Annotated in this window: 25 protein-coding genes and 2 tRNA genes; 10 read left to right on the top strand and 17 right to left on the bottom strand. The window is 67.4% G+C overall.

The window, feature by feature from the left end; all coding sequences use genetic code 11:
- Positions 1-30 precede the first annotated feature (30 nt).
- The 8 genes from R0D99_RS05265 to R0D99_RS05230 form a co-directional block, all read right to left on the bottom strand.
- Positions 31-747 carry an ABC transporter ATP-binding protein gene (locus R0D99_RS05265; protein ID WP_317750330.1) on the bottom strand — a complete coding sequence of 239 codons (717 nt, stop codon included), beginning with the start codon at positions 745-747 and terminating at the stop codon, positions 31-33.
- Positions 748-749: 2 nt separating this feature from the next.
- Positions 750-1,526, bottom strand: a complete 777-nt coding sequence (locus tag R0D99_RS05260; RefSeq protein ID WP_317750329.1) for an ABC transporter ATP-binding protein — start codon at positions 1,524-1,526, stop codon at positions 750-752.
- A gap of 20 nt (positions 1,527-1,546) precedes the next feature.
- Positions 1,547-2,734 (bottom strand): branched-chain amino acid ABC transporter permease, encoded by a 1,188-nt coding sequence (locus tag R0D99_RS05255; RefSeq protein ID WP_317750328.1) that lies wholly within the window; start codon positions 2,732-2,734, stop codon positions 1,547-1,549.
- 150 nt (positions 2,735-2,884) lie between these two features.
- Entirely contained in the window at positions 2,885-3,814 is a 930-nt protein-coding gene (locus tag R0D99_RS05250) for a branched-chain amino acid ABC transporter permease (protein WP_317750327.1), read from the bottom strand.
- A 269-nt stretch (positions 3,815-4,083) separates the two neighbouring features.
- A complete protein-coding gene (locus R0D99_RS05245; RefSeq protein ID WP_317750326.1) occupies positions 4,084-5,415 on the bottom strand; it encodes a replication-associated recombination protein A in 1,332 nt (443 codons plus the stop codon).
- A 115-nt stretch (positions 5,416-5,530) separates the two neighbouring features.
- Positions 5,531-6,211 carry an outer membrane lipoprotein chaperone LolA gene (gene lolA, locus R0D99_RS05240; RefSeq protein WP_317750325.1) on the bottom strand — a complete coding sequence of 227 codons (681 nt, stop codon included), beginning with the start codon at positions 6,209-6,211 and terminating at the stop codon, positions 5,531-5,533.
- 92 nt (positions 6,212-6,303) lie between these two features.
- Positions 6,304-8,646, bottom strand: coding sequence for a DNA translocase FtsK (locus R0D99_RS05235; protein ID WP_317750324.1), 2,343 nt, complete (start codon positions 8,644-8,646; stop codon positions 6,304-6,306).
- A 96-nt stretch (positions 8,647-8,742) separates the two neighbouring features.
- Positions 8,743-9,417: a Crp/Fnr family transcriptional regulator gene (locus tag R0D99_RS05230; protein ID WP_317750323.1), complete on the bottom strand. Its 675-nt coding sequence runs from the start codon at positions 9,415-9,417 to the stop codon at positions 8,743-8,745.
- Between the two features lie 138 nt (positions 9,418-9,555).
- On the opposite strand from R0D99_RS05230, the gene trxB reads away from it, so the two are divergent.
- The 4 genes from trxB (at position 9,556) to R0D99_RS05210 (ending at position 11,402) form a co-directional block, all read left to right on the top strand.
- Positions 9,556-10,515, top strand: coding sequence for a thioredoxin-disulfide reductase (gene trxB / locus R0D99_RS05225; protein WP_317750322.1), 960 nt, complete (start codon positions 9,556-9,558; stop codon positions 10,513-10,515).
- Between the two features lie 276 nt (positions 10,516-10,791).
- On the top strand, positions 10,792-11,025 hold the full coding sequence (gene rpmB, locus R0D99_RS05220; RefSeq protein WP_028601562.1) for a 50S ribosomal protein L28: 234 nt from the start codon (positions 10,792-10,794) through the stop codon (positions 11,023-11,025).
- Positions 11,026-11,050: 25 nt separating this feature from the next.
- Positions 11,051-11,221, top strand: a complete 171-nt coding sequence (gene rpmG / locus R0D99_RS05215; protein WP_124863365.1) for a 50S ribosomal protein L33 — start codon at positions 11,051-11,053, stop codon at positions 11,219-11,221.
- Between the two features lie 93 nt (positions 11,222-11,314).
- Positions 11,315-11,402: transfer RNA gene (locus R0D99_RS05210), tRNA-Ser, on the top strand.
- A gap of 38 nt (positions 11,403-11,440) precedes the next feature.
- Here R0D99_RS05210 and R0D99_RS05205 read toward each other — a convergent pair.
- From R0D99_RS05205 to tilS, 3 genes are all read right to left on the bottom strand, one after another.
- A tRNA-Ser gene (locus tag R0D99_RS05205) sits at positions 11,441-11,533 on the bottom strand.
- Positions 11,534-11,561: 28 nt separating this feature from the next.
- A complete protein-coding gene (locus R0D99_RS05200) occupies positions 11,562-12,833 on the bottom strand; it encodes an aspartate kinase (protein ID WP_317750319.1) in 1,272 nt (423 codons plus the stop codon).
- 78 nt (positions 12,834-12,911) lie between these two features.
- Positions 12,912-13,940, bottom strand: a complete 1,029-nt coding sequence (tilS, locus tag R0D99_RS05195; protein WP_317750318.1) for a tRNA lysidine(34) synthetase TilS — start codon at positions 13,938-13,940, stop codon at positions 12,912-12,914.
- A gap of 141 nt (positions 13,941-14,081) precedes the next feature.
- Here tilS and R0D99_RS05190 point away from each other — a divergent pair, with 141 nt between their 5' ends.
- Positions 14,082-14,375: a YkvA family protein gene (locus tag R0D99_RS05190; protein WP_317750317.1), complete on the top strand. Its 294-nt coding sequence runs from the start codon at positions 14,082-14,084 to the stop codon at positions 14,373-14,375.
- 77 nt (positions 14,376-14,452) lie between these two features.
- Here R0D99_RS05190 and R0D99_RS05185 read toward each other — a convergent pair whose 3' ends face one another.
- The 3 genes from R0D99_RS05185 to cysS form a co-directional block, all read right to left on the bottom strand.
- On the bottom strand, positions 14,453-15,424 hold the full coding sequence (locus R0D99_RS05185) for an acetyl-CoA carboxylase carboxyltransferase subunit alpha (RefSeq protein ID WP_317751007.1): 972 nt from the start codon (positions 15,422-15,424) through the stop codon (positions 14,453-14,455).
- Between the two features lie 184 nt (positions 15,425-15,608).
- Entirely contained in the window at positions 15,609-16,259 is a 651-nt protein-coding gene (locus R0D99_RS05180) for a DNA-3-methyladenine glycosylase (protein WP_317750316.1), read from the bottom strand.
- A gap of 46 nt (positions 16,260-16,305) precedes the next feature.
- On the bottom strand, positions 16,306-17,682 hold the full coding sequence (gene cysS / locus R0D99_RS05175; RefSeq protein ID WP_317750315.1) for a cysteine--tRNA ligase: 1,377 nt from the start codon (positions 17,680-17,682) through the stop codon (positions 16,306-16,308).
- Positions 17,683-17,944: 262 nt separating this feature from the next.
- Here cysS and R0D99_RS05170 point away from each other — a divergent pair, with 262 nt between their 5' ends.
- The 5 genes from R0D99_RS05170 to R0D99_RS05150 all read left to right on the top strand — a co-directional run bounded on the left by R0D99_RS05170 (position 17,945) and on the right by R0D99_RS05150 (position 21,576).
- Positions 17,945-18,493 carry a tetratricopeptide repeat protein gene (locus tag R0D99_RS05170; protein WP_317750314.1) on the top strand — a complete coding sequence of 183 codons (549 nt, stop codon included), beginning with the start codon at positions 17,945-17,947 and terminating at the stop codon, positions 18,491-18,493.
- A 103-nt stretch (positions 18,494-18,596) separates the two neighbouring features.
- On the top strand, positions 18,597-19,274 hold the full coding sequence (locus tag R0D99_RS05165) for a peptidylprolyl isomerase (RefSeq protein WP_317750313.1): 678 nt from the start codon (positions 18,597-18,599) through the stop codon (positions 19,272-19,274).
- Between the two features lie 135 nt (positions 19,275-19,409).
- Positions 19,410-19,919, top strand: a complete 510-nt coding sequence (locus tag R0D99_RS05160) for a peptidylprolyl isomerase (protein ID WP_317750312.1) — start codon at positions 19,410-19,412, stop codon at positions 19,917-19,919.
- A gap of 19 nt (positions 19,920-19,938) precedes the next feature.
- Positions 19,939-20,730, top strand: a complete 792-nt coding sequence (locus tag R0D99_RS05155) for a UDP-2,3-diacylglucosamine diphosphatase (RefSeq protein WP_317750311.1) — start codon at positions 19,939-19,941, stop codon at positions 20,728-20,730.
- Between the two features lie 6 nt (positions 20,731-20,736).
- On the top strand, positions 20,737-21,576 hold the full coding sequence (locus tag R0D99_RS05150) for a zinc-dependent peptidase (RefSeq protein WP_317750310.1): 840 nt from the start codon (positions 20,737-20,739) through the stop codon (positions 21,574-21,576).
- Between the two features lie 236 nt (positions 21,577-21,812).
- Here the strand turns inward: R0D99_RS05150 and R0D99_RS05145 are convergent, their stop codons facing one another.
- The 3 genes from R0D99_RS05145 to R0D99_RS05135 are packed head-to-tail and all read right to left on the bottom strand — an operon-like array spanning position 21,813 to position 24,565.
- Positions 21,813-23,210 carry an ATP-binding protein gene (locus R0D99_RS05145; protein WP_317750308.1) on the bottom strand — a complete coding sequence of 466 codons (1,398 nt, stop codon included), beginning with the start codon at positions 23,208-23,210 and terminating at the stop codon, positions 21,813-21,815.
- Between the two features lie 60 nt (positions 23,211-23,270).
- Positions 23,271-23,930: a winged helix-turn-helix domain-containing protein gene (locus R0D99_RS05140; protein ID WP_317750307.1), complete on the bottom strand. Its 660-nt coding sequence runs from the start codon at positions 23,928-23,930 to the stop codon at positions 23,271-23,273.
- Between the two features lie 5 nt (positions 23,931-23,935).
- On the bottom strand, positions 23,936-24,565 hold the full coding sequence (locus R0D99_RS05135; protein WP_317750306.1) for a cytochrome b/b6 domain-containing protein: 630 nt from the start codon (positions 24,563-24,565) through the stop codon (positions 23,936-23,938).
- Between the last annotated feature and the right edge of the window lie 84 nt (positions 24,566-24,649).

Genomic DNA, 24,649 nt, shown 5'->3' with positions numbered 1-24,649 from the left:
CCGCAGCCGGCAGATGGCGCCGGCATGCGGTCATTCGCCCAGATAGGCGGCGCGCACCTTGGGATCGGACAGCAGATCCTTGCCGCTGCCGGTCATGGTGATGAGGCCCGATTCCATGACGTAGCCCCGATCCGCCAGCGCCAGCGCGCGGCTGGCGTTCTGCTCGACCAGCAGCACGGTGACGCCTTGAGCATACACGTCGCGCACCACCTCGAACACCTTGTCGACCATGATGGGCGACAGGCCCATCGACGGCTCGTCCAGCAGCAGCAGCTTGGGACGGCTCATCAGCGCGCGGCCCATGGCCAGCATCTGCTGTTCGCCGCCCGACATGGTGCCGGCCAGCTGGTCCTTGCGCTCGCGCAGGCGCGGGAAGATGGTGAACACCTTCTCGACGTCTTCGGCAATGGCGGCCTTGTCGTTGCGGATGTAGGCGCCCATGAGCAGGTTCTCGGTGATGCTCATGCGCGTGAACACGCCGCGGCCTTCCGGCACCATGGCCAGGCCCTGCTTGACCAGGTCCCACGGGCCCTGGCCCTTGATGGACTTGCCCAGGTATTCGATGCTGCCGCCGGCCAGCGGCAGCGTGCCGGTGATGGCCTTCATGGTGGTGGTCTTGCCGGCGCCGTTGGAGCCGATGAGCGACACCAGTTCGCCCTCGCGCACCTCGAAATCCACGCCCTTGACCGCCTGGATGCCGCCATAGGCGACCTGCAGGCCCGAAACTTTCAACAGAGTCTGCGCCATGGTCAATGGCCTCCCGTGCCCAGATAGGCTTCGATCACTTTTTCGTTTTTCTGCACATCGGCCGGCGTGCCTTCGGCAATCTGCTTGCCATAGTCCAGCACCGTCACGCGGTCGCACAGGCCCATCACCAGCTTGACGTCGTGCTCGATAAGCAGAATGGTGCGGTTGTCCTTGCGGATGCGGTCGATCAGCTCGCGCAAGGCCACTTTCTCGGTGGCGTTCATGCCGGCGGCCGGCTCGTCCAGCGCGATCAGTTGCGGGTCGGTGGCCAGCGCGCGGGCAATTTCAAGCCGGCGCTGGTCGCCATACGACAGCGTACGCGACTTGAACTGCGCGTACTTGCCGATGCCGACGTAGTCCAGCAGTTGCTGCGCGCGCTCGGCGATGGCGTCTTCCTCGGCCTTGAACCCGGGCGTGCGGAACACCGCGCCCACCAGGCCGGAATGTGTGCGCACGTGGCGGCCGACCATCACGTTTTCGAGCGCCGTCATCTCGGCGAACAGCCGGATGTTCTGGAACGTACGCGCGATGCCCGCCTTGGCCACCTGGTGCACGGCCTGGGGCCGGTAGGGCTGGCCGGCCAGCTCAAAGGTGCCGCTGTCGGGCGTGTAGAGGCCGGTGATGACGTTGAAGAACGTCGTCTTGCCCGCGCCATTGGGGCCGATCAGGCCATAGACCTGGCCGCGCCGGATGGTGATGCCCACGTCGGACAGGGCCTGCAGCCCGCCGAAGCGCTTGGACACGCCCTGTACCTTGAGAACGATGTCGTCCTTGCTCATGCTCTGGTGCTCCGCCGTGCTCAGGGGTTGATGGGGTATTGCCGGTTCTCGGTGTTGCCGGGAACGGCATCACCGGGAAAGTCGACGCCCGGCGGGTTCTGCTGCGCCGACGTGGGCATGACCTTGCCGGTGCCCAGCGGGCGAGCCTTGCCATGCTCGGGCGACGGCCACAGGCCGCGCGGACGCAGCAGCATGACGATGATCATGGCCAGCGCGATCAGCAGCTGGCGCAAGATGGCCGAGTCGAGCCGGCCGTCGGTCATGGACTGCAGCGGGCCCGCCACGTAGCGCAGCACCTCGGGCAGCGCGGCCAGCAGCACCGCGCCCAGAATGACGCCCGGCAGGTGACCGATGCCGCCCAGCACCACCATCGCGACGATCATCACCGACTCCATCAGGCTGAACGACTCGGGCGACACGAAGCCCTGGAAGGCGGCAAACATGGAACCCGACACGCCACCGAACGAAGCGCCCATGCCGAAGGCCAGCAGCTTCATGTTGCGGGTGTTGATGCCCATGGCCTTGGCGGCGATTTCGTCTTCGCGGATCGCCATCCAGGCGCGGCCGATGCGCGAATCCTGCAGGCGCTGGCAGATGATGACCGTGACGATCACCAGCGCCAGGAACAGGTAGTAGTACAGCGTGACGGAGGCCAGTTCGATGCCGCCAATCGTCAGCGGCCGGCCCAGATCCAGCCCCAAAAACTTCACCGAATCGATCTGGTTGATGCCCTTAGGCCCGTTGGTGATGTTGTACGGGTGGTCCAGGTTGTTCATGAAGATGCGGATGATCTCACCGAAGCCCAGCGTCACGATGGCCAGGTAGTCGCCCCGCAGCTTCAGCACCGGAATGCCCAGCAGCACGCCAGTGACGGTGGCCAGCGCCAGCGCCAGCGGGATCACCAGCCACAGCGAGGTGTGAAAGCCGTTGGGGAACATCGCCGCGATGGCGGGAAAGGTATCGGTCAGGTGCGGCGAGGCCAGCAGCCCGTACAGGTAGGCGCCGACGGCGAAGAACGCGACGTAGCCCAGGTCCAGCAGGCCGGCGTAGCCGACCACGATGTTCAGGCCCAGCGACAGCATCACGTACAACAGCGCGATGTCGGCGATGCGCACCCAGGCATTGCCGAACTGCTGCAGCACCAGCGGCAGCACCAGCAGGCCGATGCCGCACAGGACGAAGGCGATGATCTTGTTTTTTTGCGTCATATCGGTTTCCATCAGACTTGCGCGCCCGGCGCGCGAATGGCCGCGGAGCAGGCCATGCCAGCGAACGCCGTGGACGGGCTTGCACCGGCCACTGGCGTTGTCCCCCCTGCGCAGCAAAGGGGGGGAAGGCGCGAAGCGACTCAGGGGGGGTCATGCTCTATCCGCGACGCGTTCACCCAGCAAGCCGGAGGGACGCAGCGTCAGCACAATGATCAGCACGATGAAAGCGAAGATGTCGGTGTAATGGCTGCCCAGCAGGCCGCCCGTCAAGGTACCGATGTAGCCTGAGCCGATGGCCTCGATCAACCCCAGCAGCACGCCGCCCAGCACCGCGCCGCCCAGGTTGCCGATGCCGCCGAACACCGCCGCCGTGAAGGCCTTCAGCCCCGGCAGGAAGCCCATGGTGTGCTGCGCCGTGCCGTAGTTGCTGGCGTACATGACGCCGGCGATGGCCGCCAGGATGGCGCCAATGATGAAGGTGGCCGAAATCACCATGTCGGGCTTGACGCCCATCAGGCCGGCCACGCGCGGGTTCTCGGCCGTGGCGCGCATGGCACGGCCGATGCGCGTGTAGTGCACCAGCCACATCAGCACGGCGAGGGACACGGCCGTCACGCTCAGGATCATGATCTGCGTCCAGGTGATGAAGGCGCCGCCCAGATTGAAGGGCTGCGAGGGCAGCAGCGTCGGGAAGGGCTTGTAGTTCGGCTTCCAGATGATCATGGCCAGCGTCTGCAGCAGGATCGACATGCCGATGGCGGTGATCAGCGGCGCCAGGCGCGGGCTGTTGCGCAGCGGCTTGTAGGCCACCTTTTCGATCACGAAGTTGAGCGTGGCCGCCACCACGCAGGCGATCAGCATGGCAATGATCAGGATGATCCAGCCCGGCGTGCCCGGCATGCTGGACTGCATCAGCCCAATGATGGACCAGGCGGTGAGCGCCCCGACCATGAGCACTTCGCCGTGCGCGAAGTTGATCAACTGGATGATGCCGTACACCATGGTGTAGCCCAGGGCGATCAAGGCATACATGCTGCCCAGCACCAGACCGTTGATGATCTGCTGAAGCAAAACTTCCATTCAAGACTCTCCTCTGCCGGGGTCCGTGGTCGACGGGCGGCTTTGTTTATGGTGAACCCTGTGCAGCGTCTTTTGGGCGCTGTTCAGCCACCTAGCAAAAAACCCGCCAGGTGGTCTGGAGCGGGTTTGGTGGGCGAAATTCTAGCGGCGCGCGGGCGGGCGCCCTGAAACTGTTGCACCGGGGTTTTCCCTTGGGGTGTCCATGCCCGAAAAGGGCGCAAGGCCGTATGGAGCGCCTGTCGTCACCCGGTCACTGGGATCAATGGACGCTACTGGTCGCCGTCGCCGCTGGCCCGGACGTTGCGCTGCCGCAACTCGGCCAGCTTTTCGCCAATGCGGATCTCCAGCCCGCGCGGCACGGGCTGGTAGAAGCGCTGCTCGGGCATGCCGTCGGGCAGGTAGCGCTCGCCCGCCGCGAAGGCGCCGTCTTCGTCGTGGGCGTAGCGGTAGCCCTTGCCGTAGTCGAGCTGCTTCATCAGCTTCGTCGGTGCATTGCGCAGGTGCAGCGGCACCGGGCGCGTGGTGTCCTGCTTGACGAACGCGCGGGCGGCGCCAAAGGCCTTGTAGACGGCGTTGCTCTTGGGCGCCACGGCCAGGTAAACCACGCATTCGGCCAGCGCCAGTTCGCCCTCGGGGCTGCCCAGACGTTCGTAGACGTCGGCGGCGTCCAGCGCCAGGCGCAGCGCGCGCGGGTCGGCCAGGCCGATGTCCTCACTGGCCATGCGGATCATGCGGCGCGCCAGATAGCGCGGGTCGGCGCCGCCGTCGAGCATGCGCGCAAACCAGTACAGCGCGGCGTCCGGGTCGCTGCCGCGCACGGACTTGTGCAACGCGCTGATGGTGTCGTAGAACTGCTCGCCGCCCTTGTCGTAGCGGCGCAGGCGCTCACCCAGCACCTTCAGCAGCCAGGCGTCGGTGATGGTGTCGATTTTTTCCGCCCGCGCCGACACGAACAGCGTTTCCAGCGTGTTCAGCAGCCGCCGCGCATCGCCGTCGGCGTAGGCGATCAGCCGCTCGGACGCTTCGTTTTCGATAGCTATCGACGCGCTCTCCGCCTGCGCACGGGCCAGAATCTGCCGCAGGTCTTCATCGCCGAGCGACTGCAGCACGTACACCGCCGCGCGCGACAGCAGGGCCGAATTGACCTCGAACGACGGGTTCTCGGTGGTCGCGCCGATGAAGGTGAACAGCCCGCTTTCGACGTGCGGCAGAAACGCATCCTGCTGGCTCTTGTTGAAGCGGTGCACCTCGTCGACAAACACGATGGTGGGCTGCGGCGTCAGGCCATCGCGTGCCTTCTCGGCCAGCTCGACCGCTTCGCGGATGTCCTTGACGCCGCCCAGCACGGCGCTGATGGGAATGAACTGCGCGTCGAACGCGTCGGCCATCAGCCGCGCGATGGTGGTCTTGCCCGTGCCCGGCGGCCCCCACAGGATGCAGCTGTGCGGCTGCCCCGATTCAAACGCGATGCGCAGCGGCATGCCCTCGCCCAGCAGGTGCTGCTGGCCCACCACATCACCCAGGGTGTGCGGCCGCAGCCGCTCGGCCAGCGGCACATGCAGCGGCGCGTGGCGGGCAGAAGGAGCGGTACGTGGCGCCATGGCGGCATTCTATGAACGCGGAGCGGGCGCGCCGCTGGCACCCATCGATGCTACGCTATCGATAGCGGCATGCGACGATGGGGCAAGCGCTGCGGCCGCTTTTCATGTCCAAGCCTCAGTTGCGCAACACATCCGCCCCTTTGGGTGGCGTGAACTGGAAGTGGCTGGCCGGCACGGCGGCGTTGACTTCGAACTGGCTGAACGTCAGCACCGAGCGCTGGCCGAAGCTGTCCAGAATCTCCAGCGTGCCCAGTTCAGCACCTTTGGCGCCGGGCTTGAAGCCGATGCGGATGGCCTGCAACTGGCCGTCGCGCGACTTGGGCACCGCCTTGACCCACTGCTGCCCGGCTGCGTCCGGCTCTTCGGTCAGGGTGAAATCCTTTTCCAGCGCCTTCAAGTCGGGCGCGGCGGCGACGATGGCGGCCGGGGTCGAGCCCAGCACCTGCTCCTGCTGGCGTGCCGTCACCTGGTTCAGGTCAACGTCGTGCAGCCACAGCGTGCGGCCGTCGGCGACGATGGTCTGCTCGAACGGCTTGCTGTACGCAAAGCGGAATTTGCCCGGGCGCTGGAATTCAAAAGTGCCGCTCTGCGTCTTGCTGCGCGCGGCCTGCCCGTCCTTGGCCGGCGCGGTCACCACCTGCGTGAACGCGGCCTTGCCCGAGCGCGTGCCCTTGACGAACTGTTCCAGCGAATCCAGGCCTCCCGCCCAGGCGGGGAGAGCGCAGGCAGCTATCAAAAAAGAAGCGGCAGCGCCCAGGCTGCGCAGGCGGATGAATCGGTTGAAATGCTTGCTCATGTGCATAAGACCGGGATTTTGGCCCGGGGTTCGCATCGCTCGCGTCAAGAAAGGCAAAGACGCGGCGCCGGCCTACAGGCGGGCGCGCCCGCTCACTCGGCGCGCGCGGGCACCAGGATGTCGCGCTGGCCGCTGGAGCTCATGGCGCTGACCAGACCGGCCTTTTCCATGTCCTCGACCAGCCGCGCGGCGCGGTTGTAGCCGATCTTCAGGTGGCGCTGCACCAGCGAGATACTGGCCTTGCGGTGCTTCAGCACCACCTCGACGGCCTGGTCGTACAGCGCGTCTTTCTCGCCGCCGCCGTCGGCGCCGTCGCCGAAACCGCCCTCTTCACCCTCCACCGTGCCGCCTTCGAGCACCCCTTCGATGTAGTTGGGCTCGCCCTGGGCCTTGAGGTATTCGACCACGCGGTGCACCTCTTCGTCGCTGACAAAGGCGCCGTGCACCCGCTGCGGAAAGCCGGTGCCGCTGGGCATGTACAGCATGTCGCCCATGCCCAGCAGCGCCTCGGCGCCCATCTGGTCGAGGATGGTGCGCGAGTCGATCTTGCTGCTGACCTGGAACGAAATGCGTGTCGGGATGTTGGCCTTGATCAGGCCCGTGATCACGTCCACGCTGGGCCGCTGCGTGGCCAGGATCAGGTGGATGCCGGCGGCGCGCGCCTTCTGCGCCAGGCGGGCGATGAGTTCCTCGATCTTCTTGCCGACCACCATCATCAGGTCGGCCAGCTCGTCGATCACCACCACGATGTAGGGCAGGCGGTCGAGCGGCTCGGGGTCTTCGGGCGTCAGGCTGAAGGGGTTGTAGATGAATTCGCCGCGCGCCTTGGCTTCGTCGATCTTCTGGTTGAAGCCGGCCAGGTTGCGCACGCCCGCCTTGCTCATCAACTTGTAGCGCCGCTCCATCTCGGCCACGCACCAGTTCAGGCCGTTGGCGGCCTGCTTCATGTCGGTGACCACGGGCGCCAGCAGATGCGGAATACCTTCGTAGACCGACATCTCCAGCATCTTGGGGTCGATCATCAGCAGACGCACGTCCTTCGGCTCGGCCTTGTACAGCAACGACAGGATCATGGCGTTGATGCCGACCGACTTGCCCGAGCCGGTGGTGCCGGCCACCATCACGTGGGGCATCTTGGCCAGGTCGGCCACCACGGGCTTGCCGATGATGTCCTTGCCCAGCCCCACCGTCAGCAGCGACCGCGCATCGTGATAGACCTGCGAGCCCAGGATCTCGGACAGCTTGATGGCCTGCCGCTTGGCGTTGGGCAATTCCAGCGCCATGAAGTTCTTGCCGGGAATGGTTTCGATGACGCGGATCGACACCAGGCTGAGCGAACGCGCCAGGTCCTTCGCCAGGTTGACCACCTGCGAGCCCTTCACGCCCGTGGCCGGCTCGATCTCGTAGCGCGTGATGACGGGGCCGGGCGCCGCGGCCACCACCCGCACCTCGACGCCGAAATCCTTCAACTTCTTCTCGATCAGGCGGCTGGTCATGTCCAGCGTCTCGGGCGCCACCGAGTCCTGGTGCGCCGGCGCGCCATCCAGCAGGTCGACCTGCGGCAGCTTGCTGTCGGGCAGTTCGGCAAACAGCGGCTTCTGCTTTTCCTTGGCCACGCGCTCGCTCTTGGGCACGCTGACCACGGCCGGCTCGATCAGCACCGGTGTCGGGTGCTGGTCTTCAACGACCTCACGCTCGTGGTGCACCACCTCTTCGCGTTCGCGCGCGGCCTGCTTGCCCAGCGCCAGGTCTTGCGCCATCTCGCGGCGCTCGCGGCGCGATTCGATCAGTGCGTACAGGCCGGCGCCAATGCGCTCGGCCAGTTTGCTCCACGAAAAGCGAAAGACCAGCGCCACGCCGAACACCAGCACCGCGATGCCGAACAGCGCCGAGCCGGTAAAGCCCAGCCATTTCACCGCCAGCGGGCCGCCCAGGTAGCCCAGGATGCCGCCGGCCGTGCCGGGCAGGGCATCGTCCCAGCGATAAAGGCGCGACCATTCCAGCCCGGTGCTGGCGGCCAGCACCAGGGCCAGGCCCAGCCAGAACGCCCAGCGCGTGGCGGCCAGGCGCATCCACCATGGGCGCCCTGCCCCTTCAGTTGCGGCCGTCGCGCCGCCGTCGAGCCAGCGGCGCACGCTGCCCAGCCAGGCGCGCGCGGCCACGGCCACGCACCACCAGGCAGAAAAACCCAGCAGCACATACGACACATCGGCCAGCCAGGCCCCCAGCTTGCCGGCCCAGTTGCGCGGCGCGCCACCGGCGCCCGAGGTGGACCAGGCCGCGTCCTGCGGCGAATAGCTGGCCAGCGCCATCACCACGAAGATGAGGGCCGCCAGGCCGAGGATCAGCAGTAGTTCTTGCGTGACCCTGCCCGGGCCCGTGCGCGGGGCCGGCGCCGCGGGGGCGTCATTGAAGGTATTGAGGGGGTAAGCCATGGACAAAAAGACAGCGCCGCGAGCTTACCGCATGCGGACTCGCCACGACGACATGACGCACCGTCTTTGTGCCGCGCGGCAAGCCACCGCGCCGCGTCAGCTCAGCGCGATCAGCCGCTCCTTGACCAGGATGGTGCCGTTGTCCTGCGTCTGGATAAAGCCGCGCTCTTCCAGGTCCTTCATGACGCGGCTGACCATCTCGCGCGAGGCGCCCACCATCTTGGCGATGTCCTGGCGCGAAATCTTCTCGCGGATCAGCAGCTCGCCATGCGGGCCTTCGGCGGTGAACTCCAGCAGCGCGCGCGCCACGCGGCCGTACACGTCCATCAGTGCCAGCGACTCGATCTTGCGGTCGGCATGGCGCAGGCGCTGCACCAGCCCACGCATGATGGCGTAGGCCATGGAGGTGTTCTCAGGCAGGCAGCGCGCAAATTCCATGCGGCCGAGCATCAGCACGTCGGTCTGCACATCGGCCCGTACGGTGGCCGAATGCGGCTCGTTGTCGATCAGGCTCATCTCGCCGATATGGTCGCCCGGCTGCAGCGCCGCCAGAATCACCTCGCGGCCGCGGCTGTCGGCCGTCAGCACGCGGGCCCGGCCGTTCAGCAGAATGAACAGCGCGTTCGACTTCTTGCCCTGCTCAACAATGACTTCGCCGCGCTTGAACCGCCGCTTGACCACGGCGTCCGACACCGCCAGTGCCTGCGCGTCGGTCAACATCGAAAACAGCGGAACGCGGCGGATCAGGTCGAGACTCGACAGCATGGTCATGGAAATACACCCCGGTCGTGATGCCGACAGTCGACTTCTTAGAATCCGGCATCGTGGCGGCGAACCCCGCCGCGAGCCGATGGGCTCACTTATTCATATATCGTAGCGCGCCCTCCGCCAAATCCCAAGAGTTCTAGAATGACAACCCGACACGCCAAGATCATCATCCTCGGCTCCGGCCCCGCCGGCTACACCGCCGCGGTGTATGCGGCCCGCGCCAACCTGCAACCCCTGCTCATCACCGGCATGGCCCAAGGCGGCCAGCTGATGACCACCACCGACGTCGACAACTGGCCCGCCGATGCCGAGGGCGTGCAAGGCCCCGACCTGATGCAGCGCTTTCAGCAGCACGCCGAGCGCTTCAAGACCGAGATCGTGTTCGACCACGTCCAGAAGGCCGACCTGTCCGCCCGACCCTTCCGGCTGACCGGCGACAGCGGCGAATACACCTGCGACAGCCTGGTCATTGCCACCGGCGCGTCGGCCAAATACCTGGGGCTGCCGTCCGAACAGGCCTTCATGGGCCGCGGCGTGTCGGCCTGCGCCACCTGCGATGGTTTTTTCTACCGTGACCAGGATGTGTGCGTCATCGGCGGCGGCAACACCGCGGTTGAAGAAGCGTTGTATCTTTCCAACATTGCGCGCAAGGTCACGCTGGTGCACCGCCGCGACAAGTTCCGCGCCGAGCCGATCCTGATCGACAAGCTGATGGACAAAGTCGCCGCCGGCAAGATCGAGCTGAAGACCTTCCATGTGCTGGACGAAGTGCTGGGCGACGACAGCGGCGTCACCGGCATCCGCATCCGCCACGTCGACAGTGGCGCCACCGAAGACATCGCGCTGCAAGGCTGCTTCATCGCCATCGGCCACTCGCCCAATTCCGAGATTTTCAACGGCCAGCTGGACATGGAGGGCGGCTACATCAAGACGCAAGGCGGCCTGCAAGGCTTCGCCACCCAGACCAGCGTGCCGGGCGTCTTTGCGGCCGGCGACGTGCAGGACCACGTCTACCGCCAGGCCATTACCAGCGCGGGTACGGGCTGCATGGCTGCGCTGGATGCGCAACGGTATTTGGAAGGCACCCCCCTGAGCGCCTGATGGCGCTTCCCCCTCTGCTGCGCGAGGGGAACAACGCCCCTGCCCGGCACAGGTCCGGGCACGGCGTTCGCTGGCATGGCCTGCTCCGCGGCCTTCTGAGGGGATGCGGCTGTGGACAAGCTGCGCCGTCACGTTATAATTGAAGGCTTTTCCGATTGCGGCCATGCTGCATTGGATGGGGCTACCGCCACCCCTTTCTTGGCGAGGTGAGGCCGAAGGCGAGTCGTTTATCTTTGAACGGCGCCAGCCAAGGCTGTACGACTGGAGTCATCCAACATGGCACGCGTGTGCGAAGTCACGGGCAAAGGCCCGATGGTGGGCAACAATGTTTCCCACGCCAACAACAAAACCAAGCGCCGGTTCCTGCCGAACCTGCAATACCGCCGTTTCTGGGTCGAGAGCGAAAACCGCTGGGTGCGCCTGCGTGTTTCCAGCGCCGCGCTGCGCCTGATCGACAAAAATGGCATCGACGCCGTGCTCGCCGACATGCGTGCCCGCGGCCAAGCCTGAACCCACACGCTAAAGGAGCAACATCATGGCCACCAAAGGCGGACGCGAAAAAATCAAGCTGGAATCCACGGCCGGCACCGGTCACTTCTACACCACCAGCAAGAACAAGAAGACCATGCCCGAAAAGATGTCGATCATGAAGTTCGACCCCAAGGCTCGCAAGCATGTCGAGTACAAGGAAGTCAAGCTGAAGTGATTCGGCGCTGACCGCAATTACAACCCGCCTTCGAGCGGGTTTCTTTTTGAACAGCGGCGCGCGTGTGACGATAAAATCGTCCGCACCGACCCAGGAAGAGTGGCAGAGTGGTCGATTGCACCGGTCTTGAAAACCGGCGACCCGCAAGGGTCCGTGAGTTCGAATCTCACCTCTTCCGCCAAAAAAGAAAAGCCCCGCAGAGCGGGGCTTTTTTGCATCTGGCGGAAACGGAGGGATTCGAACCCTCGATGAGGCTCTACACCCCATACTCCCTTAGCAGGGGAGCACCTTCGGCCACTCGGTCACGTTTCCAGCGAAGAACAGAGATTATAGCGGGCTGTCAGGCCGCTGCGGGCTGGTCGAGGTCAAAAGCGCGGTGCAGCGCCTTGACGGCCAGTTCCATGTATTTCTCGTCAATGACGACGGAGGTCTTGATCTCGCTGGTGGAGATCATCTGGATGTTGATGCCTTCCTCGCTCAGCACGCGGAACATCTTGGCGGCCACGCCCACGTGGCTGCGCATGCCGATGCCGACGATGCTGACCTTGCAGATGCGCGGGTCGCCCACGACCTCTGCGGCGCCCAGCGCGGGCACCACCTTGTCGCGCAGCAGGTCCAGCGTCTTGGCGAAGTCGTTGTGGTTGACGGTGAAGGAGAAGTCCGTCTTTCCGCCCTGGCTGATGTTCTGGATGATGACATCGACCTCGACATTCGCGTCGGCCACGGCGCCGAGGATCTGGTAGGCGATGCCAGGCTTGTCGGGCACGCCCAGCACGGAGATCTTGGCTTCGTCGCGGTTGAAGGCAATGCCGGAAACGACGGCTTGTTCCATTTGTTCGTCTTCCTCGAAAGTGATCAGGGTGCCGGATTTGGCTTCTTCTGTCAGGTCGATGTCCCAGGGCGTGAAGCTGGACAGCACGCGCATGGGCACCTTGTACTTGCCGGCGAATTCAACCGAGCGGATCTGCAGCACCTTGCTGCCCAGGCTGGCCATTTCCAGCATTTCCTCGAAGCTGATGGTGCCCAGGCGGCGCGCCTCGGGCACGATGCGCGGGTCGGTGGTGTAGACGCCATCGACGTCGGTGAAGATCAGCGCCTCGTCGGCCTTGAGCGCCGCCGCCACGGCCACGGCCGAGGTGTCGGAGCCACCACGGCCCAGCGTGGTGATGTTGCCGCCTTCGTCCACTCCCTGGAAGCCGGTGATGATGACCACCTTGCCTGCGTCCAGGTCGGCACGCACCTTCTTGTCGTCGATGCTGTCGATGCGCGCCTTGGTGTAGGAGTTGCTGGTGCGGATGGGCACCTGCCAGCCGGCGTAGCTGACCGCGGGCTGGCCCTCGGCCTGCAGCGCAATGGCCAGCAGCGCCGACGACGCCTGCTCGCCCGTGGCGGCCAGCATGTCCTGCTCGCGCAGGTATTCCGGCGTGAGCTTGCCGGGCGCCAGCTCCTTGGCCAGCCCCAGCAGGCGGTTGGTTTCGCCGCTCATGGCGCTGGGCACCACCACCATCTTGTGGCCGGCGCGCGCCCATTTGGCCACGCGCTTGGCGACCTGCCCGATGCGCTCGGTCGAGCCCATCGACGTGCCGCCGTATTTGTGAACGATCAATGCCATGGCATTCCGAAGTTGCAAAAAACGAAGCGCGCGGCCTTCACACGCCATGGGGCGCGCGCAGCCGGCAAACCGCGTATTTTAGCGTGTGGGTGGGGCGGTATCCGTGGGCGGCGGATTGCCCGCCTGCCAGTACAGCGAATCGCCGCGCCGCTGCACGTGGCCGCTGCCCACCTTGAGCTGGATGCGGTGGCCGCGCGTGCGCGCTGCCATGACTTGCGATTGCAGTTCGGCCAGCTGGGCTGCGCTGGCTGTCTGCCCATGGACAGCCGCCAGCCAATGGCGCAACACGTTGGCGCGCCGCGGCGCCGAAAGCGCCTGCAGCACCGCCAGGCGCGGCGGACAGCCCGCGGCGGCCAGGTCTTGCGCCGCGACTTCGTTCAGGAGCCGCTGGGCCTCGGCCGCATGCGCCGCGCTGCGCGCAAAGGTGGTGCGATACGCCGGAAACGCCCGCTGCAGCGCCGGCAGCAGTCCGGCCCGGATGCGATTGCGCGGATGCCGCCACTCATTGTTCGTCGGGTCTTCCACCCACGCCTCGCCGCGCAGGCGCAGCCAGGCCCGGATGGCGCCACCGGGCACGGCGAGCAGCGGCCGCACGTAAGCCGTCTCGCCGCGCTGCCAGCGCGCGGGCATTGCCGCCAGTCCCGGCAGCCCGGCGCCGCGCGACAAGGCCAGCAGGATGGTTTCGACCTGGTCGTCCGCATGCTGGGCGATGACTACTGTTTTAATAGCATCATCCGCAGTACTGGCAAGCGCCAGACCGTCAAAAGCCGCATAGCGGTGGCGCCGCGCCGCATCTTCCGGGCTCTGGCCGGCCAGCGGGCGCGCGTCCACGCGGCGCACCTGCAGCGGCACGCCCAGCCGCGCGCACAGCGCCACGCAATGGCGCTCAAAATCGTCGGCCGCCGCCTGCAGCCCGTGGTGCACGTGCCAGGCGTGGACCTGCCCCGGCCAGCGCGCGGCGCAAGCCAGCAGCAACGCGGTCGAATCCGCGCCGCCGCTGAATGCCACCGCCAGCGGCAAGGCGGGCGATTCGGCGGCGAAGGCGTCCATCGCCGCGTCCAGCAAGGCGGGGGTGTCGTCGGCAGGCGCAAAAGGATGATCGGACATGCGTCACGCATGGTAATCGGCCGATCTGGCGAGATTTTGTGCGCCCCCTTGTCATCCGGCGGCGCGGCCCCACGTTCTTAGGCGCATGCGGTCGCGTGGCGAGCGCTTTGTTCTGTGACGGATCTCGACGGAGGTAACACCATGTGGAAACTGGGCCGGCTTTTCACGATGTTCCGCAAGGAACTGCTGCTGGCATGGAGCCTGCTGCGCGACCCGCGCGCGCCCGCTGCGGCCAAGATTGCCACGCTGCTGGCCGTTGCCTACGTGGTCAGCCCGATCGACCTGGTGTCCGACTTCATCCCGGTGCTGGGCTGGCTGGACGACGGCCTGATCGCCTACCTGCTGCTGCAAGTGGCTTTCAAGTTTTTGCCGCCCGACCTGATGAGCGCGCTGCGCAGCAAGGTTGAGGCGCGCGTGCGCCCCATCCGCCCCTGACCCGCGCCGACCGGCGCACAGCAAAAAGGGGCCGCGCGGCCCCTTTTGTTTTTTGATGCAGCGGCAGCGCCGGCCCGTCAACGATCCTTCGTGTCGTTGAAGCGCCCGTAGCTCATCAGCCGTTCGTAGCGGCGGTCCAGCAGTTCCTTCACCTTCAGGTCGCTGACCTGGCGCCAGGCGTCGCCCAGCGCGCGCTTCAGAAAGGCCGACATCTGGCGATGGTCGCGGTGCGCGCCGCCCACGGGCTCGCTCACGATCTTGTCGACCAGCCCCAGCGCCTTCAGCCGGTGCGCCGTCACGCCCAGCGCCTCCGCCGCGTCCTGCGCCTTGTCGCTGGTCTTCCACAAAATCGACGCGCAGCCTTCGGGGCTGATCACCGAATAGATCGAATACTGCAGCATCAGCACCTGGTCGGCCACCGCAATCGCCAGCGCGCCGCCGGAGCCGCCCTCGCCGATGATGGTGGCGATGATCGGCACTTCAAGCTGCGCCATCTCGTAGATGTTGCGGCCGATGGCCTCGGACTGCCCGCGCTCCTCGGCGTCGATGCCCGGAAAGGCGCCCGGCGTGTCGACAAAGGTAAACACCGGCAGCTTGAACTTCTCGGCCGTCTTCATCAGCCGCAGCGCCTTGCGGTAGCCCTCGGGCCGCACCATGCCGAAGTTGCGCGCGGTGCGCTCCTTGGTGTCGCGGCCCTTCTGGTGGCCGATGACCATGCAGGCGTTGCCGTTGAAGCGCGCCAGGCCACCCACGATGCTCTGGTCGTCGGCAAAGTGGCGGTCGCCATGCATCTCGACGAAGTCGGTGAAGCAGTCGCGCACGTAATCCAGCGTGTAAGGACGTTCCGGGTGGCGTGCGATCTTGGTGATCTGCCACGGCGTCAGGTCGGAATAGATGTCCTTGGTGAGCTGCAGGCTCTTCTTGTCGAGCTGGTCGATCTCTTCGCTGATGTCGACCGCGCTCTCGTTCTGCACGTAGCGCAATTCTTCTATCTTGTGCTCCAGCTCCGCTATCGGCTGCTCGAAGTCAAGAAAGGTCCGTTTGGCCAACATGGGCTCCTTGAAACGAAAACGAGGCGATGTTACCGGATGTGCTGGTCGAGGGCGGGCTGCGCAGCAAGCCAGCCCTCCTGTGGCCGCGGCGCAGGCCATGCGGGAACGCCGTGGCCGGGGTTCCCCTGGCCGCCAGCGTTGTCCCCCGGGGGATGGCGCGCGCAGCGCGACTCAGGGGGGATCAATACGCCACGGGTGTGGGTTCCAAGGACCGCCACATGTACCACGTGGCCACGCTGCGCCAGGGCGCCCAGCCTTCGGCCACCTCGCGCGCCTCGCTGCGGCTGACCGGCTCGCCCGAGAAGTAGTTGACGCTGATGCCCTTGATCAGCCCCGCATCGTCCAGCGGCAGCACGTCGGGCCGCAGCAGGTGGAACATCAGGAACATCTCGGCCGTCCAGCGGCCGATACCGCGGATGGCGACCAGCTCGGCGATGATGGCCTCGTCGTCCATGTCGTGCCACTGCTCGACGTGGATGCGCCCGCTGTCGAAGTGCAGCGCCAGGTCCACCAGGTATTCGACCTTGCGCGCCGACAGGCCCGCGCCGCGCATGGCGTCCACCTTCAGCTTCAGCACGTAGTCGGGCGTCATGCGCTTGGGCAGCGCCTCGAACTTGTTCCACACCGACTGCGCGGCCTTGACCGAAATCTGCTGCCCGACGATGGAACGCGCCAGCGTCATGAAAGCGTCGCCGCGCGACTCCAGGCAGGCGCTGCCGAAGCGCGGAATCAGGCGCTTCATCACCCGGTCATGCTGGGTGAGGTGCGCGCACGCGTCGCTCCAGTAAGACGGCGTCGTCACCGATGGTGCTTTTGTTTTTGTAGCGCTCATCGCAATATCCGCAAGCGCTGGCGGCCAAAATCATTCATGAACTGCATCATGACGCCGCCTCCCACGTGGTGCCCGTGGGCGAATCCTTGAGCACAATGCCCGCTGCCAGCAGTTCGGCGCGGATGCGGTCGGCTTCGCCAAAGTCCTTGGCCTTCTTGGCCGCGGCGCGGGCGTCGATCTGCGCCTGAATGGCCGCTTCATCCAGGGTGCTGCCGGCGCGCAGGAAGGCCTTGGCATCGCCTTGCAGCAGACCCAGCACGCCGCCCAGCGCCTTCAGCAGCCCGGCATCGTCGGCCCGGCGCGAGCGGTTGACCTCGCCCGCCAGGTCGAACAGCACGGCCACCGCCTCGGGCGTGCCGAAGTCTTCGTCCATCGCGGCCTTGAAGCGCGCGGCGTACGGGTTGGACCAGTCGATGACCACGTCGGCCGCTGGCACGGCGTCCAGCGCCGTGTACAGCCGCTTCAGCGCCGCGCGCGCGTCCTGCAGGTGCACGTCGCTGTAGTTCAGCGGGCTGCGGTAGTGGCTGCGCACGATGAAGAAGCGGATCGTCTCGGCGTCGAACTGCTGCAGCACTTCGCGGATGGTGAAGAAGTTGCCCAGGCTCTTGGACATCTTCTCGTTGTCGATGTTGACGAAGCCGTTGTGCATCCACACACTGGCCAGCGGCACGCCGTTGGCGCCCTCGCTCTGGGCGATTTCGTTTTCGTGGTGCGGGAAGGTCAGGTCAGCCCCGCCGCCGTGGATGTCGAAGGTGTCGCCCAGCAACGCGCAGCTCATGGCCGAGCATTCGATGTGCCAGCCCGGGCGGCCCAGGCCATAGGCGCTGTCCCACTTGGCGCCTTCGGGCTCGGTCGGCTTGGCGGATTTCCACAGCACGAAGTCCAGCGGGTCCTGCTTGCCGTCGCTCACGGCCACGCGCTCGCCGGCCTGCAGCTCGTCCAGCGATTTGCCCGACAGCTTGCCGTAGCCGGCAAACCGGCGCACCGCGTAGTTCACGTCGCCGTTGGCGGCCTGATAGGCCAGGCCCTTGTGCTGCAGCTTGCGCACGATGTCGAGCATCTGCGGCACGTAGTCGGTGGCGCGCGGGTCGTGCGTAGGGCGCTGCACGCCCAGCGCGTCGAAGTCGCGGTACATCTCGGCGATCATGCGGTCCGTCAGCTGGCGGATGGTTTCGCCGTTGTCCAGCGCGCGGCGGATGATCTTGTCCTCGATGTCGGTGATGTTGCGCACGAAGGTGACGTCGTACCCGATTTCGCGCAGCCAGCGCTGCGCCACGTCAAACGCCACGGCCGAGCGCGCGTGGCCGATGTGGCACAGGTCGTACACCGTGATGCCGCACACGTACATGCGCACGTGGCCGGGCTCCAGGGGCGAAAAATCTTCCAGCGCACGCGTCAGCGTGTTGTAGATGCGCAGCGTCATCGAAAAAGGCGAAAAAGGGGGTGCCGGGGAACGGCCTGAGAAGGTCGAAACGGATGGATATCGAGCGTCGCTTTCGCCATCCGGCCACGAAAACCTCGGGCGGCGCCGGCAGCGCCGCGGTGCGGAACGACGCTCCCCTCCAGGAATCCGTGCGTTCGGCCTGCTTGGCTACAATGCCCGCAGTATAAGACGCGCCCTGCGATCCGGCCAGCGCCCGGCGGCATTGCCCGCCCCGGACTCCCCTCTCATGGATCGACTTCACATGACCCTGCGCCCCCCACCCTTGCCGACCCTTTTGCGCCGCGTTTGCCTGGCGGGCGTGCTGGCCTTGGCAGGTGCCGCTGCGCTGGCCGACGAATACACCGAAGTGCAGCGCCTGCAGCGCACCGGCCAGGGCACCGAAGCACTGGCGCGCGCCGACCGCTACATCGCCGCCAACCCGCGCGACCCGCAGATGCGCTTCGTCAAGGCCGGGCTGCTGTCGGCCGCTGGCCGCACGGCCGATGCCGAGGAACTGCTGGTGCAACTCACCCGCGACTACCCCGAGCTGCCCGAGCCGTGGAACAACCTGGCCGTGCTGTACGCCGGCCGCGGCCAGCTCGACCGGGCCGACGAAGCGCTGCAGGCCGCGCTCCGCATCAACCCCGCCTACGCCACGGCGCTGGAAAACCTGGGCGATCTGCGCGTGCGCCAGGCGGCCGACGCCTACCAGCGCGCGCGCCAGGCCGACGGCGGCGCGGCGGCGCGGCTGGCGCCCCGCATCGACACCCTGCGGGGCATGATGACCCCGCCCGCTAAGCCCGGCGGCTGACGGACGGCGGGACACCCACCGGGCCGGCGCGGGAACTTGCGCGGCCTGGCGCGGCACCAAACCGTTGGCTCAATTTCCTCTTTTTCCAGGAGCGCTTGCTTTCATGAACTTTTCCAGAAGAACACTGCCCCGCCTGGCCGCCACCGTGGGCGCCGCCGCGGCACTGGGCACCGCGCTGCCCGCCTTCGCGGCCGACCCGCGCGTGAAATTCAGCACCACCGAAGGCGATTTCGTCATCGAGGTCTACCCCGACAAGGCCCCCAAGACCGTCGAGAACTTCCTGCAGTACGTCAAGGACAAGCACTACGACGGCACCATCTTCCACCGCGTCATCCCCGGCTTCATGGTGCAGGGCGGCGGCTTCGACAAGGACTACAAGCAAAAGCCCACCCGCCCGTCCATCAAGCACGAAGGCCGCGAGTCGCTGGCCAAGGGCCTGAAGAACCTGCCGGGCACCGTGGCCATGGCGCGCACCGGTGACCCGCATTCGGCCACCTCGCAGTTCTTCATCAACGTGGTGGACAACAGCCGTCTTGACCCCGTGATCCTGCCGGCGGGCGACCCGGTGACCTTCGAATTCCAGGGGCAGCTGCAGAAGGACATCCCGCGAAAGGCGGTCGAACACCACCCGGCGCTGTACGGCTACACGGTGTTCGGCAAGGTCGTCAGCGGCATGGACACGGTGGAAAAGATCCGCAATACGCCCACCGGCGCTGGCGGCCCCTTCCCGACCGACGCACCGCAGAAAATGGTGGTGATCCAATCCGCCAGAATCCAGTAACCCCCTGAGGCGCCTTCGGCGCCTTCCCCCCCAGGGGGACGCGCGCACTGGCCGGGGAAACCCCGGCCACGCCCGCGCTGGATCAGTCGTTGCGGCCTCGCCGCAACCCCTTCAACCACCTCTTTCTACGTCAGCATGCCCAACCCCAAAGTCGAACTGCACATCAAGGACCGCGGCGTCATCACCCTGGAACTGGACGAAGCCAAGGCGCCCAAGTCGGTCGCCAACTTTCTGGCCTACGTCAACGCCGGCCACTACGACAACACGGTGTTCCACCGCGTCATCAAGAACTTCATGATCCAGGGCGGCGGCTTCGAGCCCGGCATGAAGCAGAAGCCCACGCAGGCCCCCATCACCAACGAGGCCGACAACGGCCTGAAGAACGCGCCCTACACCGTGGCGATGGCGCGCACCAGCGACCCGCATTCGGCCACCGCGCAGTTTTTCATCAACACCGTCGACAACGACTTCCTCAACTTCAAGGCACCCTCGGCGCAGGGCTGGGGCTATGCGGTGTTCGGCAAGGTGGTGTCGGGCCAGGACGTGGTCGACGCCATTCGCGCCGTGCCCACCACGCGCAAGGGCTTTCACGACGATGTGCCGCGCGATGACGTGGTGATCGAAAAAGCCGTCGCCGTCGCCTGACCGGCGCCGCGCCCGCCCCATGACGACCGTGCCCCGGTTCGCCGCGCTGCCTGCGCGTGCGCACTGGCGCACGGTCGACTTCATTTCGGACCTGCACCTGCAACCGGGCGAGCCGCACACCTTCGACGCCTGGCGGCACTACCTTCTGCACACGCCGGCCGACGCCGTGTTCATGCTGGGCGACCTGTTCGAGGTCTGGGTGGGCGACGACAGCGCGCTGCCCGGCAGCTTCGAGTCGCAGTGCGGCGACGTGCTGCGCGCCGCGGCCGCCCGCGCCGACCTGTTGTTCATGCGTGGCAACCGCGACTTCCTCGTGGGCACGCCATTCCTGTCGCAGCACGGCGTGCACGACCTGGCCGACCCCACCGTGCTCACGCACGCCGGCCAGCGCTACCTGCTGACGCACGGCGACCTGCTGTGCACCGACGACACCGCCTACCAGCAGTTCCGCGAGCAGGTGCGCACCGATGCGTGGCAGGGGGAATTCCTGGCGCGTTCGCTGGCCGAGCGCCAGGCCATCGCGCGCCAGATGCGCGCGCACAGCGAGGCACACCAGGCCGCCCAGGGCGTCTACGCCCACACCAACGACGCGCTGGCGCGCCAGTGGTTGCACGCGGCCGACGCCACGGTGCTGATCCACGGCCACACGCACCAGCCGGCCGACCACGACCTGGGCGCCGACGCCGCCGGCCGCACGCTGACCCAGGTGGTGTTGAGCGACTGGCACGTCACCGCCACCGAAAGGCGCGCGCAGGTGCTGCGCCTGACCGCCGACGCGGGCTTGCAACGCCTCGCGCCCGGCCCCACCTGAAGGGGCATGCTCAAGACCTTGACGCGCTGGATGCGCCGCACCACCGGCGGCCCCCGGCCCATCCCCGACGCGCTGTGGCGAGACACCCTGCGGCACTACCCTTTTCTGCGCACGCTGAGCGCGGGTGAATATGCGCGACTCAAGCGCCTGTCCGAGCACTTCCTGGACCGCAAGGAATTCACCGGCGCGCACGGTCTGCAGGTGACCGACGCCATGGCCGTCGCCGTGGCCGCCCAGGCCTGCCTGCCGCTGCTGCACCTGGGCCCGGCCGATGCGCCCGAAGACGCCCTGCATTGGTACGACGATTTCGTCGGCATCGTGATGCACCCCGGCGACGCCGTGGCGCGCCGCGAATTCATGGACGCCGCTGGCGTTATGCACGCCTACGACGAGGTGCTGGCCGGCGAGGCCATGCACGGCGGCCCCGTCATGCTGAGCTGGCCCGCCGTGCAGCGCGCGGGCGACCACGCCGAGGCAGGCTACAGCGTCGTGATTCACGAATTCGTGCACAAGATGGACATGCAGGGTGGTGGCGCCGACGGCGCGCCGCCGCTGCCGCGCGGCTTCATGGGTGCGCGCAGCGGGCTGGAGGCGGCGCGCCACTGGTACCGCACCTGGGCGCCCGCTTACGAGCGCTTTCGCGAACAGGTGGTGATGGCGCAGCGCTTCGGCGCACCCGCGCCCTGGCTCGACGCGTATGGCGCCACCGCCCCCGCCGAGTTCTTCGCCGTCGCGTGCGAAGCGCACTTCGTGCAGCCCGAGCGCTTTGCCGAGGAGTTTCCGGAACTGAGCGCGGCACTGCGTGCGTTTTTCAAGCAAAACGGGCCGCTCGCGCTGAATGGATAAGCGCGGACAGCTTCTTTTTTAATAGCAAACCATCATCGCCGCAGCGGCGCTGCCAGGGGCCGGGTAGCGTCTGCGGCCAGTTCCCGACACCCACTAACACCGTCATCCCCGCGCCGGCGGGGATCCATGGTGATTGCCCACGCAGGCTGTGTTGCCGCCTGCGCGGGAATGGCGGAGGACGGGCGGCGCGTCGCCCCCAACGGTGGGTGCACGCCCCCTACACGGCTCCGCGCGCGTCACGCCGCGACCGGCTGTGCAGCCGGCCAGCGCACCGTCACCCGCAGGCCGCCCAGCGGGGCGCTGCGGTCGATGTCGACGCCCAAATCGTGCAGGCGCGCCAGCCGCCGCACGATGGACCAGCCCAGGCCGCTGCCGCTCTGGCCGCTGCCCAGTTCGCGGAAGAAGCGCTCGCCCAGCCGCGCCCGCGCCTCGTCGCTGAGGCCCGGTCCGGCGTCTTCGACCACCAGCCGCGCGCCCTCACCGCCGCCGGCCGCGCGCACCTCCACGGCCACGCGGCCGCCGTCGGGGCCGTAGCGCAGCGCGTTGTCGATCAGGTTGCGCAGCAGCACGGCGGCCAGCGTGGCGCTCATCGGCACGGGGACGGGCGCGTCGGGCCGGTCCAGGTCGATGTGCTGGCCGCGCGCGCTGGCCTGGGAATACAGCTCCTGCACCTGGCGCACGGCAGCGGCGGCCAGGTCGCACTGGCCCTGCGCGCCCTCGCGTGCCTGCGCATCGGCGGCGTCGGCTTCCAGCCGCGCCAGCTGCAGCAACTGCTCCACCAGCCGGGTCGCGCGGTCGCAACCGGCGATGGTGGCCGCCAGCGCGGCGCGGCGCTCGTCGTCATGCGTGGCGCCCTGGGCCACCTGCGCCTGCATGCGGATGGCGGCGATGGGCGTGCGCAGTTCGTGCGCGGCGTCGGCGGTGAAGCGGCGCTCGCTGGCCAGTTGCTCGTCCACGCGGCCAAACAGGGCGTTGAGCGCGTGCACCAGCGGCTGCACTTCGGGCAGCACGCCGTCTTCAGGCAGCGGCTGCAGCGCCTGCGGGCGGCGCGCGGCCACGCTGTGGCCCAGCGCGCGCAAGGGGCGTGTGGCCCGCCGCACCATCAGCACGATGCCCACGGCCAGCAGCGGCAGCGCCACCAACAAGGGCAGCAAGGTGCCGCGCAGGCTGGCCAGCAGCACGTGGTGGCGCGCCGCTGCGTGCTCGGCGACGTGGATCACGTCCTTCACCTGGCCCTTCTCCTCGCGCACGGCGGTGTAGACGCGCCAGTCGGTGCCGTCGATGCGCTGGTCGGACAGCCCGCGCAGTCCGGCGCTGGCCAACGGCTGTTCGGGCGCGTCGGCCGAACGCGCGCGCAGCCGGCCCTTGTGCCAGATCTGGAAGGCCACGCGCGACTGGTATTCGTGCAGCTGGGTCGGCGCGCTAACCGCCGCGTCGTCGTCCAGGTCGTCCACTTCGCCCGTGGCCAGCAGCGCCGCCGTCTGCGCCAGATGGGCGTCGAGCAGCTCGTTCAGTTCGTGCCGCGTGGCCGACCACGACAGCCCGACGGCGACCAGCCACGTCAGCAGCACAAAGCCCAGCACCGCCAGCGTCAGGCGCTGGGCGAGCGAGGGCGTGCGGCGGGGGCGTGGCATTTCAGTGGACAAATGAAGGCGGCAAAGCGCCAGGCAACCGTGGCGACCACAGTGCGGCGCTCATGACTTCCTCGCCACGTAGCCGACGCCGCGGATGGTCTCGATCAGCGCCGCGCCCAGCTTGCGCCGCAGGTTGTGGATGTGCACTTCCACGGCGTTGCTGCTGACTTCGCTGCCCCATTGGTACAGGTGCTGCTCGATCTGGTCGCGCGTCAGCACGCGGCCGGCGTGCAGCATGAAGACGTGCAGCAGGTCGAACTCGCGCACCGACAGCTCGACCAGCGCATCGCCCTGCCAGACCTGGCGCGCCGCCGGGTCCAGCGACACATCGCCCAGCGTCAGGCGCGTGGTGGGCACGCCGTGCGCACGCCGCACCAGCGCGCGCAGCCGCGCGGCCAGTTCGGCCAGGTCGACCGGCTTGACCACGTAGTCGTCGGCCCCGCCGTCCAGGCCGCGGATGCGGGCATCCAGCGCGTCGCGCGCTGTCAGCACCAGGATGGGGGTGCGCACGCCGCGCGCCCGCACGGCGGCCAGGGCGTCCAGGCCGTCCTGGCGCGGCAGGCCCAGGTCGAGCACCGCCGCCTCGTGCTGGCCCGTCAGCAGTTCGCGCTCGGCGGCCACGCCATCGCGCACCCAGTCGACGGCAAAGCCATGCTGGCCCAGGCCCGCCTTCAGGCCCGAACCGAGCAGCTCGTCGTCTTCAGCCAGCAGCACGCGCATGGCGGTCAGTCCTCGTCGTCGTCATGCGCCGATTGTGCGGCGTGCGCGCCGGCGCTGGCCGGCGGCGCGCCTTGCCACTGCCAGGCCCAGAACGCCAGCACCGTGGCGATCAGCAGCGCCGCCACGCCGGTGAAGGCGCGCTTGACCAGATCCGGCCCGGCGCCAGTCGCGCGCCCCGTCACCATGGGCGCCACCAGGTTGCGCCGCCGCAGCAGCGACAGCGCCAGCACCACGCCGACGTGCGCCAGCACCACCGCCAGCAGGGCGTTGCCGAAGAATTCGTGCACCTCTTCCAGCCAGCCACCGGCCCATTCCTGGTACACGCCCAGGCCGCTCAAGGTCAGCGGCGCGATCAGCGCCAGCAGCAGCACGATGGAGCCGGCCAGCAGCAGGTTCTGGCCCTGACGAAAGTCGATGCGACCGGTGAATGCCGCCTTGAGCCACGCAGGCGTGCCGTTGACGCGCCGCCACAGCGACGACAGGCGCGCCGGGCGCGGGCCGAACACGCCCCACAGCAGGCGCGCCACCAGCAGCCCGGCCAGCGTGTAGCCCAGCGACACGTGCACCAGCCGCCATCGCTCGCCGTCGGCGGTGAGGTAGGCGCCGATGAAGCTGAATGCCATCAGCCAGTGCATGGCTCGCACGGGGGCGTCGACCACCCGGCGAGAAGGGGGTTTTTGGCTTGCAGCGCTTGCTGATGCTGCGCTGGTAGCTATTGT

Origin of the sequence: Ottowia sp. SB7-C50 (assembly GCF_033110285.1) — a bacterium.
Lineage (GTDB): Bacteria > Pseudomonadota > Gammaproteobacteria > Burkholderiales > Burkholderiaceae_C > Ottowia.
Note: the sequence above shows the minus strand (reverse complement) of the source record. Positions and strands in the feature narration are given on the sequence as shown.